Origin of the sequence: Phenylobacterium sp. VNQ135, from assembly GCF_049445735.1 — a bacterium.
Lineage (GTDB): Bacteria > Pseudomonadota > Alphaproteobacteria > Caulobacterales > Caulobacteraceae > Phenylobacterium.
Genome location: NZ_JBMSDS010000004.1, coordinates 239895 through 252215, shown reverse-complemented (window position 1 = coordinate 252215; position 12321 = coordinate 239895). Strand labels below are relative to the sequence as shown.

General features: G+C 69.8%; 14 protein-coding genes. 8 read left to right on the top strand and 6 right to left on the bottom strand.

Annotated elements, in window-relative coordinates; translation table 11 throughout:
* Positions 1-42 precede the first annotated feature (42 nt).
* Positions 43-675, top strand: coding sequence for a glutathione S-transferase family protein (locus tag ACO2Q0_RS15950; RefSeq protein WP_423352506.1), 633 nt, complete (start codon positions 43-45; stop codon positions 673-675).
* 19 nt (positions 676-694) lie between these two features.
* On the opposite strand, the gene ACO2Q0_RS15945 is transcribed toward ACO2Q0_RS15950, so the two are convergent.
* Positions 695-1168, bottom strand: coding sequence for a PaaI family thioesterase (locus ACO2Q0_RS15945; RefSeq protein WP_423352505.1), 474 nt, complete (start codon positions 1166-1168; stop codon positions 695-697).
* A gap of 89 nt (positions 1169-1257) precedes the next feature.
* Between ACO2Q0_RS15945 and pcaF the strand changes: the two genes are divergently transcribed.
* The 7 genes from pcaF (at position 1258) to ACO2Q0_RS15910 (ending at position 7152) form a co-directional block, all read left to right on the top strand.
* Positions 1258-2466 carry a 3-oxoadipyl-CoA thiolase gene (gene pcaF, locus ACO2Q0_RS15940; RefSeq protein WP_423352504.1) on the top strand — a complete coding sequence of 403 codons (1209 nt, stop codon included), beginning with the start codon at positions 1258-1260 and terminating at the stop codon, positions 2464-2466.
* Positions 2463-2975, top strand: a complete 513-nt coding sequence (locus tag ACO2Q0_RS15935) for a hypothetical protein (RefSeq protein ID WP_423352503.1) — start codon at positions 2463-2465, stop codon at positions 2973-2975. The genes pcaF and ACO2Q0_RS15935 overlap by 4 nt, the downstream gene beginning before the upstream one ends.
* 5 nt (positions 2976-2980) lie before the next feature.
* Positions 2981-3523 (top strand): hypothetical protein, encoded by a 543-nt coding sequence (locus ACO2Q0_RS15930; RefSeq protein ID WP_423352502.1) that lies wholly within the window; start codon positions 2981-2983, stop codon positions 3521-3523.
* A gap of 13 nt (positions 3524-3536) precedes the next feature.
* Positions 3537-4685, top strand: a complete 1149-nt coding sequence (locus ACO2Q0_RS15925; protein WP_423352501.1) for an acyl-CoA dehydrogenase family protein — start codon at positions 3537-3539, stop codon at positions 4683-4685.
* On the top strand, positions 4685-4975 hold the full coding sequence (locus ACO2Q0_RS15920) for a DUF3253 domain-containing protein (protein ID WP_423352500.1): 291 nt from the start codon (positions 4685-4687) through the stop codon (positions 4973-4975). The genes ACO2Q0_RS15925 and ACO2Q0_RS15920 overlap by 1 nt, the downstream gene beginning before the upstream one ends.
* Before the next feature lie 14 nt (positions 4976-4989).
* Positions 4990-6012 carry an alpha/beta fold hydrolase gene (locus tag ACO2Q0_RS15915; RefSeq protein ID WP_423352499.1) on the top strand — a complete coding sequence of 341 codons (1023 nt, stop codon included), beginning with the start codon at positions 4990-4992 and terminating at the stop codon, positions 6010-6012.
* A 63-nt stretch (positions 6013-6075) separates the two neighbouring features.
* Entirely contained in the window at positions 6076-7152 is a 1077-nt protein-coding gene (locus ACO2Q0_RS15910) for a Glu/Leu/Phe/Val dehydrogenase dimerization domain-containing protein (RefSeq protein ID WP_423352498.1), read from the top strand.
* Here ACO2Q0_RS15910 and ACO2Q0_RS15905 read toward each other — a convergent pair.
* The 5 genes from ACO2Q0_RS15905 to ACO2Q0_RS15885 all read right to left on the bottom strand — a co-directional run bounded on the left by ACO2Q0_RS15905 (position 7149) and on the right by ACO2Q0_RS15885 (position 12316).
* Positions 7149-7577: a VOC family protein gene (locus ACO2Q0_RS15905; RefSeq protein ID WP_423352497.1), complete on the bottom strand. Its 429-nt coding sequence runs from the start codon at positions 7575-7577 to the stop codon at positions 7149-7151. The two genes, ACO2Q0_RS15910 and ACO2Q0_RS15905, sit on opposite strands and share 4 nt — an antisense overlap.
* A 96-nt stretch (positions 7578-7673) precedes the next feature.
* Positions 7674-9152 carry a sensor histidine kinase gene (locus tag ACO2Q0_RS15900; RefSeq protein WP_423352496.1) on the bottom strand — a complete coding sequence of 493 codons (1479 nt, stop codon included), beginning with the start codon at positions 9150-9152 and terminating at the stop codon, positions 7674-7676.
* Positions 9149-10642: an ATPase domain-containing protein gene (locus tag ACO2Q0_RS15895; protein ID WP_423352495.1), complete on the bottom strand. Its 1494-nt coding sequence runs from the start codon at positions 10640-10642 to the stop codon at positions 9149-9151. The genes ACO2Q0_RS15900 and ACO2Q0_RS15895 overlap by 4 nt, the downstream gene beginning before the upstream one ends.
* Before the next feature lie 105 nt (positions 10643-10747).
* The gene (locus ACO2Q0_RS15890) at positions 10748-12067 is read right to left on the bottom strand and encodes an MFS transporter (protein ID WP_423352494.1); all 1320 of its coding nucleotides are present in this window, start codon (positions 12065-12067) and stop codon (positions 10748-10750) included.
* Between the two features lie 102 nt (positions 12068-12169).
* The gene (locus tag ACO2Q0_RS15885) at positions 12170-12316 is read right to left on the bottom strand and encodes a hypothetical protein (RefSeq protein WP_423352493.1); all 147 of its coding nucleotides are present in this window, start codon (positions 12314-12316) and stop codon (positions 12170-12172) included.
* Positions 12317-12321 lie beyond the last annotated feature (5 nt).

Here is a 12321-nt window from a genome sequence, read left to right as displayed (position 1 = left end):
CGGGCGTACTCTTTTGGGCTGAAGGCCAAAGGGAGGTCCGCCATGAAGCTTTACGACACGCCGCTTGCGCCCAATCCGCGCCGGGTCCGCTGGTTCATGGCGGAGAAGGGCATCGACGACCTGGAGGTCGTGGTGCTCAACCTCATGGAAGGCCAGCACAAGACGCCGGAGTATCTCTCCAAGGCGGGCCTCGCGAACGTCCCGATGCTCGAGCTGGACGACGGGACCTGCATCACCGAGTCGATCGCCATCTGTCGCTACCTCGAGAGCCGCTATCCGGAGCCGAACCTGTTCGGCCGCACGCCCGAAGAGGTCGCCGTGATCGAGATGTGGATGCGCCGGGCCGAGATGCTGGTCGCGACGCCGATGATGCTGGGCGTGCGCCATACCCATCCCATGATGGGCAAGCTGGAGCAGCAGAACGCCGAGGTGGGGCAGTACAACCTTGACGCCAGCCTCCGCGCCCTGAAGGTGCTGGACCGCCGCCTGGCCGATCAGGAGTGGCTGGCCGTCGACCGCCTGAGCATCGCCGACATCGTCGCCTTCACCGGCCTCGACTTCGGCCGGCTGATCAAGGTGGGGCCGCCGGAAGAGCTGAAGAACGTCGGCCGCTGGCATGCGGCGATGAGGGATCGCCCCGCCGCCGCCGCCGGCATGCCGCAGCGGGCGGCCTGAGGCGAACCGGCGTCCGGCGTCACGCCGGGCGCTTGCCGACCTTCTTCAGCACCGCCGAAAAGCTCATCATCGGATCGCCGCCGCGGGTGGCGTTCACGATCAGCCCCCGCATGAAGATCATGCTGCGGCCGGCCTTCACGACCTCGCCGGTGCACTCGATCAGGTCGCCGATCCCGGCCGAGCCCACGAACTCGCCGTTGAAGGTCGCCGTCACCGCCATGCTGTTCTCCAGCGCGTCGCGGGCCAGCACGAAGAGGGCGAAGTCGGCGAAGGTCATCATGCACCCGCCGTGCAGGAACATGCCCCCGTTCATGTGCTTCTTCTCGGCGCGGAAGGCGCAGACGCGCCCCGTCGGCCGGTCCTGGAAATAGAAGGGCCCCGCGAGGTCTTCGTAAGGATCGCCGCCAGGATAGTAGGACCACCCGGCCCACTCGCCTTCCGTCACCTGCGCCAGGTGCGAGGTGTAGTTGTGCTCTTCGTCGCCGCCGTCCATCGCCCCTCGACCTCGTTCCGAACCGTTTGCAGACCGAACTTTCAAACACTAGTTTGCCGGCCCGCTTACAAGCCTTCCGAGGAGCCAGGATGCAAGGCCGGACCGTCTATCTCTGCACGGGCGCCCGCACGCCCATCGGGCGCTACGGCGGCGCGCTGGCCAAGGTGCGGGCCGACGACCTGGCGGCCCACCCGCTGAAGGTGCTGATGGAGCGCCTGCCCAACCTCGACTGGGAAGCGGTGGACGAGGTGATCTACGGCTGCGTCAACCAGGCCGGCGAGGACAACCGCAACGTCGCGCGCATGGCGCTGCTGCTGGCGGGCCTGCCCGACCGCACGCCCGGCATCACCGTCAACCGCCTCTGCGCCTCGGGCCTGGACGCGACGATCGCCGGCGCCCGGCAGATCGCGGTGGGCGAGGCCGATCTCGTCATCACCGGCGGTGTGGAGAGCATGACCCGCTCGCCATTCGTCATGGGCAAGGCCGACAGCGCGTTCTCGCGCAGCGCCGAGATCTTCGACACCACCATCGGCTGGCGGTTCGTGAACCCGAAGATGCAGAAGGATTACGGCGTCGACTCCATGCCGGAGACCGCGGAGAACGTCGCCACCGACTACCAGATCGAACGTGAGGCGCAGGACGCCTTCGCCTTTCGGAGCCAGCAGCGTGTCGGCGCCGCCCGGGCGCGCGGCTTCTTCGACGGCGAGATCGCGCCGATCACCATCAAGGACCGCAAGGGCGACGTCGTGGTCAGCCAGGACGAGCATCCGCGGCCCGAGACCACCCTCGAGGCGCTGCAGTCGCTGAAGCCCATCGTCCGCCCGGACGGCACCGTCACCGCCGGCAACGCCTCCGGCGTCAACGACGGCGCGGCGGCCCTGGTGCTGGCGTCGGAAGAAGCCGTGAGGAAGTACGGCCTTGAGCCCCTGGCCCGGATCGAGGGCGGCGCGTCCGGCGGCGTCGCGCCGCGGATCATGGGCGTGGGCCCGATCCCGGCGGTCGAGCGGCTGACCGGCCGGCTGGGCGTCAGCGCCCGTGACTTCGACGTGGTCGAGCTGAACGAGGCCTTCGCGGCGCAAGGCCTGGCCTGCACCCGCTCGTGGGGCCTGCCCGACGACGCCGAGCACGTGAACCCGCACGGCGGCGCCATCGCAATCGGCCACCCCCTGGGCGCGTCCGGCGCGCGGCTGGCGCTCACCGCTGCACGGGCGATGAAGGAACGCGGCGGCGAGCGCGCGCTGGCCACCATGTGCGTGGGCGTGGGCCAGGGCTCGGCTCTGGCGCTCGCCAGGGCATGACGCGGGCGGCGGCCGTCCTGCTGGCGGCGCTCGCCGCCACGCCCGCCGCGGCCGAGGTCCGGTCGCAGGTCACGGCCGACGGCGCGCTGCGCCTGTGGGCCGGCGAACGGGTGACGGTCCGCTTCGACGCCGACGGGAGGCCGGAACTGGTGTCCGTCGTCCCGGCTCCCGAGTCCGACGTCCTGCCGCCCAAGCCGGGGCAGGGGAAATTCGACGACCCGCCGCAGGGCGTGGCGATCTTCCTCGTCGGCCGCGAGCGCGACCGCCTCTGGCTGAAGACCGAGAGCGGCCTGGCCCGCGCCTTCGACCTGCGGGCTCAGCTGCTCAGCGGTCCTGCCGCCCGGCCCGACATGCGCCCCGTCAGCGCGTGCACGATCCTGCCGCTGCTCACCGACTATCAGGACTGGCCGGCCAGTGGCGCCGCCGGCGTGCAGCTGTATGAGGTACGCATGCGGGACACCAATGCGGTGACCTGCACCAATCCCGCCCGGCATCCGGGAGCCAAGTAAGCGTGATGATCCTCTCCACCCTCCTCGCCCTCGCCGTGGCCGCGCCGGCTGAGCCCGTTGCGACCGCGCCCAAGGCTCCCGCCGCCAAGGCCGCGCCGACGCAGCCGCTGAGCTTCAAGCCCGAGACCATGGTCGACGGCGAGACCCTGCAGATCGTGCTGGGCCAGCGGGCGCTGTTCCGCCTGGACGACCAGGGGCAGCCGGTGCTGTTCAAGGTCGAGAAGGGCCAGCTCGCCGCGGCGCACCCCGACGGGACCGTGACCGAGACCTTCGCCCCGCCGCCCGAGGGCCAGATCGCCGCCGCCCTGGACGGTTCGGCCGAGAAGCGGGCCACGGTCCTGAAGATCTGGAACCGCACCGGCAAGCCGCTCGACTACCGGGCGATGGCGCTGATCCTGGGGAAGGACAAGACGCTGAACCCGTCGCCCGCGCCCGTCTCCTGTTCGCTGCCCCCGCGTAGCGTGCATATCGAAACCTGGCGCGCGCCGATCGTCGCCGTCGGCCTGGGCCGCTTCAAGGAAGCGGTCGTCACCAAAGCCTGCCAATAGGGGGAACCGCCACATGGCGCTCGACGCCGAGACCCGCGACCAGCTCATCGACACCGTCCGCCGCTTCGTCACCGAACGGCTGCGCCCGCTCGAGGCCAAGGTGGCGGAAGACGACGCCATGCCCGACGACGTCGTCGAGGAGATGAAGGGCCTGGGTCTCTTCGGCCTCTCGATCCCCGAGGAGTACGGCGGCCTCGGCCTCTCCATGGAGGACGAGTGCCTGGTGGTCATCGAACTGGGCCGCACCAGCCCCGCCTTCCGCTCGACCTTCGGCACCAACGTGGGCATCGGCTCGCAGGCGCTGGTGATGTTCGGCACCGAGGATCAGAAGCAGAAGTACCTGCCGGGGATCGCGTCCGGCGAGATCATCACCTCGTTCGCCCTGACCGAACCTGAGGCCGGTTCGGATTCCGCCTCGGTCCAGACCCGCGCGGCGCGCGACGGCGATCACTACGTGCTGAACGGCGCCAAACGCTACATCACCAACGCCAACAAGGCCGACCTCTTCACGGTGATGGCCCGCACCGATGCGTCGAAGCCCGGCGCCGGCGGCGTATCCGCCTTTCTCGTGCCGCGGAACACGCCCGGTCTCAGCGTCGGCAAGCCCGAGAAGAAGATGGGCCAGCAGGGCGCCCACGTCTGCGACGTCGTCTTCGACAACGTCCGCGTGCCCGCCGAGAACCTGATCGGAGCCGAGGGCGAGGGCTTCAAGGTGGCCATGCAGGTGCTGGACAAGGGGCGGCTGCACATCTCCGCCCTGTGCGTCGGCGTCGCCGAGCGGCTGATCGCCGACAGCGTGGCCTATGCCGCCGAGCGCAAGCAGTTCGGCCAAGCGCTGTCGGGCTTCCAGCTCGTCCAGGGGATGATCGCCGACTGCAAGACCGAGGCGCTGGCCGCCCGGGCCCTAACGCTCGAGACCGCCCGCCGTCGCGACGCCGGCCAGAACGTCACCATGGAAGGCGCGGCGGCCAAGTACTTCGCCTCCGAGATGGTCGGGCGCGTGGCCGACAAGGCGGTGCAGATCTTCGGCGGCGCCGGCTACATCACCGAATACGGCATCGAGCGCTTCTACCGCGACGTGCGCATCTTCCGGATCTACGAAGGCACAAGCCAGATCCAGCAGGTGATCATCGCCCGCGAGACCATGAAGCGGGGCGGGTGATGAGCCAGGAGGTCGAGAACGCCATCTTCGACCTGCTGGGCAAGGTCGCGCCTGGGAAGTCGGTCTCGCCCGAGGACGTGGCCAAGGCGGTGGACCCCGCAGGCTGGCGGCGCGAGCTCGGCAAGGTGAAGCCGGTGGCCGTCGGTCTGGCGCGCGCCGACCGTCTGCGGATCCTGCGCCACAACAAGCCCGTGAACCCCGAGAAGTTCAAAGGCGTCTGGCGCATGCGGCTTCCGATGGAGGGCGACCAGATCCCCGCCGCCATCGCCGACACCGACGGGGACGAATAGGCGTTCCTGCCGCCATGACGCGCCTCGCCGCCCTCCTGGTCTCGCTGTTCCTGCTCGGCGCCTGCTCGAGCATGGCGGTGCAGGCGCCGGCCCAGCCGCCGGCCGGCTATCGCGGGCCCTACATCGGCGGCGACGTGGTCGCGAGCTTCGACGGGGCGCTGCTCGGCCTTCGCAAATGGGAGGCGCAGGGCGAACCCTGGGCGGTGATCGTCGCACTCCACGGCATGAACGACTACTCCAACGCCTTCCACCTGGCGGCGCCGTGGTGGGCGGAGCAGGGGGTTACGACCTACGCCTATGACCAGCGCGGCTTCGGCCGCTCCCCCGGCCGCGGCATCTGGGCCGGGGAAGAGCTGATGATGGAGGATCTGCGGACAGTCGTGGCGCTGGCCCGGGCCAGGCATCCAAACGCGCTGATCGCCGTCGCGGGCGAGAGCATGGGCGGCGCGCTGGCCGCCGCGGCGTTCGCCAGCGACCGCCCGCCCGCCGCCGATCGGCTGGTCCTGCTGGCGCCGGCCGTCTGGGGTTGGCGCGACCAGCCGCTGCCGAACAAGACCCTGCTGTGGCTGGCGGCCAACTTCACCGCCTCGAAGGTCTACACCCCGCCGCGCTGGCTCACCTCCAAGATCACGCCAACCGACAACCGCGCGGAACTGATCGCCATGGGCCGCGACCCGCTGATGATCTGGGGCGCCCGTTCCGACACCCTCTATGGGCTCGTGGGGCTGATGGACGACGGCGCCGACAGCGTGGGCGAGGTCCGCGCGCCGACGCTCTACCTGTACGGCGCCAAGGACCAGATCATCCCGAAGAACGCCGCCTTCCGGGCCGCCGCGGCGCTGAAACCCGGCCAGCGGACGGCCTATTACGCCAACGGCCACCACCTGCTGACCCGCGACCTCCAGGGACCGGTGGTCTGGGCCGACATCCTTGCTTTCCTCAGGGACAAGGACGCTCCTCTTCCCTCCGGCGCGCCGCCCATCCCGACGACGGCCGCGGTCCCGAAAGGAGCCGAACGCCACGCTGCGGGGTTGTGAGGTGTGTCGCCAGGGCGTAGAGGCTGGCGCGAAAACATTGCGTCTCAAGGCAAAGAGTGCGGCATGACCTTGTTCGATTCTCCGGCTTTCGAGGGCCATGAAGGCGTCCACGCCTTCTTCGACGAGAAAACCGGCCTGAAGAGCATCATCGCCGTCCACTCCACCGCCCGAGGCCCGGCCGCCGGCGGCTGCCGCATGTGGCCCTACGCCAGCGCCGAGGACGCGCTGACCGACGCGCTGAAGCTGTCGCGCGCCATGTCCTACAAGAACGCCATGGCCGACCTGGAACTGGGCGGCGGCAAGAGCGTGATCATTGGCGACAGCCGCACCCAGAAGACCCCCGCGCTGTTCGAGGCCTTCGGCGCCGCCGTCGAGGCCGTGGGCGGCCGCTACTGGACCGCGGAGGATGTCGGCGTCTCGCCCGCCGACCTGATGCACGCCCGCAAGCACACCCGCTACGTCGCAGGCCTCGAAGGCCACCCGGCCGCCTCGGGCGATCCGAGCCCGGTTACGGCCGAAGGCATCTTCCGCGGCGTACGGCTCTGCGTCCGCCGGGCGCTGGGCCGCGACCTCAACGGCGTGACCGTCGCCATCCAGGGCGTAGGCCACGTCGGCGCCTACCTCGCCGAGAAGCTGCACGCGGCCGGCGCCAAGCTGATCATCGCCGACGTGAACCGCGAGGCGGTGGACCGCGTCGCCGCGGCCACTGGCGCCCAGGCCGTCGCGCCTTCGGCCATCTTCGACGTGCCCGCCGACGTCTTCGCCCCCTGCGCCCTGGGCGGCGCGGTCAGCGTCGACACCCTGGCCCGCCTGCAGGTCCGGGTGATCGCCGGCGGCGCCAACAACCAGCTCGCCGACGCCGAGGCCGGCCGCGCTCTCTTCCAGCGCGGCATCCTCTACGCGCCGGACTACGTCATCAACGGCGGCGGCATCATCAACGTCGCCGGCGAGATCCGCGCCCTCGAGCGCGACGAGGCCTTCGATCCGGCCTGGGTCGACGCCAAGCTCGACCGCCTCGCCCAGACCCTCGAGGAGGTGCTGGAGCAGGCTGCCCACGAACGCCGCCCGACGCACGAGGTCGCGAACGAAATCGCCCGCGCCCGCATCGCCGGCGCCGCCGAGAAGCGCCAGGCGGCCTAGGCCAGCTCGATCTCCATGTGGGCGCCCTGCTCGACGGCGGCGGGGTCCATCCACATGACTTCCAGCACGTGGCCGTCCGGGTCCTGGAAGCTGACCCCGTACATGAAGCCGTGGTCTTGGGCCGGCATCCACTCGGAGCCGCCGTTGGCCAGGGCCTTCTGCAGGAAGCCGTCCACTTCCTCGCGGCCGCTGGCCGAGAGGCAGATCAGGGCCTCCTTGTCCTTCGACACGTCGGCGATCCCGCCCTTCAGGAACTGGCTGAAGTGGTCGTGGGTCAGCATCATGAAGACGATGTTCTCTTCGATGACGACGGCGGCCGACTGGTCGCTGGTGAACTGCGGGTTCAGCTCGAAGCCGAGGCCCGTGTAGAAGCGCTTCGTCGCTTCCAGGTCCTTCACCGGCAGGTTCACGAAGATCATCCGCATGGCGGTCCTCCCTAGGGCGCGGCGTGCGCTTGCCACCCTAGGACGAGCGGCCCCCTCAAATCCCGACAAAGTTCGGTGACGTTTCTGTCGAAGCGCTTACGACACCGGCGCGGCCCGGCTGGAGCGGGCGAGGGGGATGAGGAAGTCGTCCAGGGTCGGCGGGCCCAGGTCGGGCGGGATCGAGGCCTCGATCTCGCAAACCACGCCCTCCGGTCGGTACTCGATGGTCACCTTGCCCTGCAGGTCGGCGCTCAGGCCGCGTTCGATGAGGCGGGTGCCGAAGCCGGTGCGGCGGGGCGGCTCCACGGGCGGACCGCCGCTTTCGCGCCACGACAGGCGGAGCCGGGTTGCGCCGTCTTCCTCTTGCAGATCCCAGTGCAGGTCCACCCGACCGGCGGCGGTGGAGAGGGCGCCGTACTTGGCGGCGTTGGTCGTGAGCTCGTGCAGGGCGAGCGCGATGGCGATAGCGGTCCGCGGCGGCAGGCGCACCGGCGGCCCCCCGAGCCGGAAGCGCGCATCGCCCTCGGTCTGGTAGGGCTCGGCCGCCTGCTGGACGATCTCCCGCAGGTCCGCCCCCGACCACTGCTCGTCGGTGAGCACGTCGTGCGCCTTGCTGAGCGCAAGGATGCGGTTGGTGAGCGTCTCCCGCACCGGGCCCGGCACGGCGACCCCGCGCAGGCTGAGCGCGATGATCGACTGCACCGTGGCCAGCGTGTTCTTCACGCGGTGGTTCAGCTCGTTGACCATCAGCCGCAGCCGTTCCTGGTCCTGAAGCTGGCGCGAGACGTCGGTGTTGGTGCCGAACCAGCGGACGATCTTGCCGGCCTCGTCGCGCAGGGGCGTCACGCGGGTCAGGAACGGGCGGTAGACGCCGTCGGCCCCGCGGATGGGGAAGGTCATCTCGAAGGGCTCGCCCGTCGCCAGCGAGTGGCGCCAGCGGGATTCCACCGCCAGGATGCTGGCGGGGTCCAGGACGGCCGCCCATCCCCAGCCTGCCAAGGTCGGGTGGTCGACGCCCGTGTATTCGTACCAGCGTGGATTGTACCAGAAGACGCTGCCGTCGGGGCCGGCCATCCAGCACAGGATCGGGATGTTCTCGGCCAGCGTGCGGAAGTGAGCCTCGGCCGTGCGGATGGCGTCGATGCGCTCGCGCGCTTCGTACTGGCGCCGCCGGCCGCGCAGGGCGGTTTCGATGACGCTGACCAGCGTCGTCGGATGGAACGGCCGCTCGAGGAAGGTGACGTTGCCCAGCGCCTGGCTGATCCGGCCGGCGGCGGGATTGCGCTCCAGGCCGCCGCCGCGCCGGGACAGGACGACGATTGGGAAATCGGACCAGCTCGGCTGCTCGTCGATCCAGCGCGCCAGGCTGACGTAATCCTGTTCGAGCAGCGATTCCTCGACGATCAGGGCGACGCCGGCGCCGTCGTCCAGCTCCGAGACCAGGCAGGGCAGGTCGCGGCAGACGACGCCCTCGAGTCCGGCCTCTTGCAGGATCGCTGCGGCGACCTGCGCATCCCGGCCGAGCGGCGCGAGGATGAGCGCCCGCTCGGATCCTGAGGCCAGGCGGCCCGTCATTTGGCGGCGCCGATCAGGCCATGCTGCGGTCCGACGAAGTCCGGGACGCCTCGGAGGATGCCCTGGAACTCGGTCAGCGGGGGCCCGACCGAGATTCCCTCGTCGCCGATCTGATACTCGCGGATCGTCTTCTCGTGCTGTCCGCCGCGCTTCTTGATCACCGACACGGCGCGCCGCACCGAGCCCCGCGCCTCGAAGTATCTGAGCAGCAGGACGGTGTCGGCCAGATAGGTCACGTCCACCGGCGACTTCATGTCCCCGACGAGGCCGTGCTGGGCGACGGTGAGGAAGGTGTTGGCCCCCTGGCGGTTCAGGAACTGCAGCAGCTCGTGCATGTGCAGGAGCAGGTAGTGCTCCTCGGGCATGGCCGCCTGATAGCCGTTGAGGCTGTCGATGACGATGGTGCGGACCTGGTGCTTCTCCACGCAGTTGCGCACCCGCGCCGAAAATTCGCCGGGGGACAGCTCGGCCGCGTCGATCTGTTCGATCAGCAGATCGCCCTTGTCGACCAGGGCCTGCAGGTCCATGCCAAGGTGGCGGGTCCGCGCGAACAGGAAGCCCAGTTCCTCGTCGAACACGAAGAGGGCGGTGCGCTCGCCTCGCCGGATCGCCGACATGGCGAAGCAGAGCGTCAGCAGGGACTTGCCGGTGCCGGCGGGCCCCAGGATCAGCGCGCTGGAGCCGCGCTCCAGGCCGCCGCCGAGCAGCTCGTCCAGGCCCTCGACGCCGCTGCTGAGCTGATGGCGATCGAAGCTGGTCTTGTGCTCGGCCGAAACCAGCCGCGGATAGACCTCCAGGCCGCCGGTCTTGATCGTGAAGTCGTGGTAGCCGCCCCGGAACTTGCGTCCCCGGTACTTGATGATGCGCAGCCGCCGGCGCTCGGCGCCATACTCGGGCGCGAGCTCTTCCAGGCGCAGCACGCCGTGCGCCACGCTGTGGACGGTCTTGTCGGGGGAATCGGCGGTCAGGTCGTCCAGCAGCAGCACGGTCGCGCCGTGCTTGGCGAAGTAGTGCTTCAGCGCGAGCACCTGGCGGCGGTAGCGCAGCGAACTCTGGGCCAGCAGCCGGATCTCCGAGAGGCTGTCGATCACCACCCGCGAAGGCTTGAGGCGCTCGAAGGCCTTGAAGATCAGGCGCGTCGTCTCGCCCAACTCCAGGTCGGACGAATAGAGCAGGCTCTGCTGCTGCTGTTCGTCCAGCAGCGCCTCGGGCGGCGTGAGTTCGAAGATGTCGACGCCGTTCAGGTCCCAGCCGTGGTTGGCCGCGCCCTCGCGCAGCTCCGCCTCCGTCTCGGACAGGGTCACGTAGAGCGTGGTCTCGCCGCGCGCCGCGCCCTCAATCAGGAAGCTCAGCGCCGCTGTCGTCTTGCCGGTGCCGGGACTTCCCTCGAACAGGAAGACCCTGTTGGTGGCCAGGCCCCCCGCCAGGATGGCGTCGAGGCCTTCGATGCCCGTAGAGACCTGAGGGGCCTCGGTCGCGGATTTCGTCATTCGGCGGTCTTCAGGTCAGGGTCGGCCCCGCGGGGTTGATGACATGCCTAGAGCCCGGGGTTCGTCGGCTAGGCGACCCTTAAACACGGCCAAGCTTTGAAAGTTTCACCGCCTCGTGCGGGGGTCCTGCACCGCCACCAGCAGGATCAGCAGGGCGGCCGCAAGGAAGCCCAGGGACGCGCCGAACACCACGGTGTAGCCGAAGGCCTCGGCCACGAGGCCGCCGACGAGCGGTCCGGCGGTGGCGGTGATGCTCTCGGCCGTGGCCGAGACGGCGATGCGCATCGGCAGGTCCTCGCGGGCGCCGAACTCCAGGATCATCGTCTGCGCGGCCATCATGTAGCCCGACAGGGCCGCGCCCAGACCCGCGAAGGCCGCGAAGGTCGCGGCGACCTCGTGCACGTTCATCAGCAGCAGGGTGGCCCCGATCCAGGCCACGATCGAGACGATCAGCACCAGCCGGAACCCGGTCTTGTCGCCGAGATAGCCCCAGACCAGGTTCGAGAGCGTGTCGGCGCCCAGGAAGGCGAAGGACAGCAGGCCCAGCGTCGCGCCGTCCGTGCCGACCGTGCGGCCGACGTAGAGGATGTAGAACGGCGTGGCGATCCGGGCCGACGTGGCCAGCATCTGCACCAGCAGGAAGAAGGCGTAGGCTCGGTCCTGGGCGATCAGGGCCGGGAATTCGCGCAGCCGGTCGCGGAAGCGCGACTGCGGCCGCAGCGTCGGGGGCTCAGGCTCCTTCAGCAAGAGCTGCAACGCCCAGAGCCCGGCGCTGGTGAGCAGGAAAGCGAAGGCGAAGGTGGTCGAATAGCCGTTGCCGAACAGGTTCGGCCCGATGAACCAGCGGCCGGCGGCATAGGCCAGAACGGCGGCGATCAGCCCGCCGGTGGCGTTCCGCCAAGCCTGCAGCCGGCCGCGACGGCTGATCGGGATCACCTTGGACATCAGCAGCGAGAAGACCACCCGCTGCGCGCCCATGAAGACGCCGAACATGAAGATGAAGAACAGCAGCGCCCAGACCAGCGGCTGCCCCGACAGCAGCCAGCCGGCGATGGCCATGCCGAGGATCGCGAGCCGGCCCAGGCTGCCCATCAGGACAGCCGCGGGCATCACCGTCTTTCGGTGCTCGACCTTGGTCGCCCCGAAAATCGGCGAGATCACCCCGCCCACCTGCTGGAGCGCGAGGCCCAGGCCGACGATGGCGTTGGAGCCGGAGACCGCGTGCAGGTAGGCCGGCAGGAAAGTCGGCGCGTTGACCAGCCGGAAGCCGGTCATGCCCAGCATGCCGTGCAGATAGTTGCCGAGGTAGTTGCGCTTCAGGTTATCCCAGACGAACCGCTCATAGGCCGCTTCCCGCGCGGCGAGATCGTCCTCGGGAGCCTCGTCGGTCGGCGAGGGGTCGTCCGGCAGGTCCCTGGCGTTCAATCCTCATGGCCGCGCGCTCGGCTGGCGGCGGCTCCCTTTTCGAAGAACCGGAATGGTCCCTGCCGGTCTAGCAGAGTCCGGCGGCCTCGTCAGGGTGTCCGTTCACCTGCCGGGCCGCGGCGTGAAGCTGCGCGGCTCGCGCGACTTCACCGGCTTTTCGGGCGGTTTCTGGCCGTGCTGGGGGCTGGCGGCCGACTTGGGGATGCAGAAGCCGACGAGGGTGTCCTGCTGCTGGAGACCGTGGGTCATGGCGA

Excerpts from the sequence above, each read along its gene's own strand:
- ACO2Q0_RS15950 (WP_423352506.1), top strand. The coding sequence starts at position 43 with ATGAAGCTTTACGACACGCCGCTTGCGCCCAATCCGCGCCGGGTCCGC.
- ACO2Q0_RS15945 (WP_423352505.1), bottom strand. The coding sequence starts at position 1,168 with ATGGACGGCGGCGACGAAGAGCACAACTACACCTCGCACCTGGCGCAG.
- pcaF (WP_423352504.1), top strand. The coding sequence starts at position 1,258 with ATGCAAGGCCGGACCGTCTATCTCTGCACGGGCGCCCGCACGCCCATC.
- ACO2Q0_RS15935 (WP_423352503.1), top strand. The coding sequence starts at position 2,463 with ATGACGCGGGCGGCGGCCGTCCTGCTGGCGGCGCTCGCCGCCACGCCC.
- ACO2Q0_RS15930 (WP_423352502.1), top strand. The coding sequence starts at position 2,981 with ATGATCCTCTCCACCCTCCTCGCCCTCGCCGTGGCCGCGCCGGCTGAG.
- ACO2Q0_RS15925 (WP_423352501.1), top strand. The coding sequence starts at position 3,537 with ATGGCGCTCGACGCCGAGACCCGCGACCAGCTCATCGACACCGTCCGC.
- ACO2Q0_RS15920 (WP_423352500.1), top strand. The coding sequence starts at position 4,685 with ATGAGCCAGGAGGTCGAGAACGCCATCTTCGACCTGCTGGGCAAGGTC.
- ACO2Q0_RS15915 (WP_423352499.1), top strand. The coding sequence starts at position 4,990 with ATGACGCGCCTCGCCGCCCTCCTGGTCTCGCTGTTCCTGCTCGGCGCC.
- ACO2Q0_RS15910 (WP_423352498.1), top strand. The coding sequence starts at position 6,076 with ATGACCTTGTTCGATTCTCCGGCTTTCGAGGGCCATGAAGGCGTCCAC.
- ACO2Q0_RS15905 (WP_423352497.1), bottom strand. The coding sequence starts at position 7,577 with ATGCGGATGATCTTCGTGAACCTGCCGGTGAAGGACCTGGAAGCGACG.
- ACO2Q0_RS15900 (WP_423352496.1), bottom strand. The coding sequence starts at position 9,152 with ATGACGGGCCGCCTGGCCTCAGGATCCGAGCGGGCGCTCATCCTCGCG.
- ACO2Q0_RS15895 (WP_423352495.1), bottom strand. The coding sequence starts at position 10,642 with ATGACGAAATCCGCGACCGAGGCCCCTCAGGTCTCTACGGGCATCGAA.
- ACO2Q0_RS15885 (WP_423352493.1), bottom strand. The coding sequence starts at position 12,316 with ATGACCCACGGTCTCCAGCAGCAGGACACCCTCGTCGGCTTCTGCATC.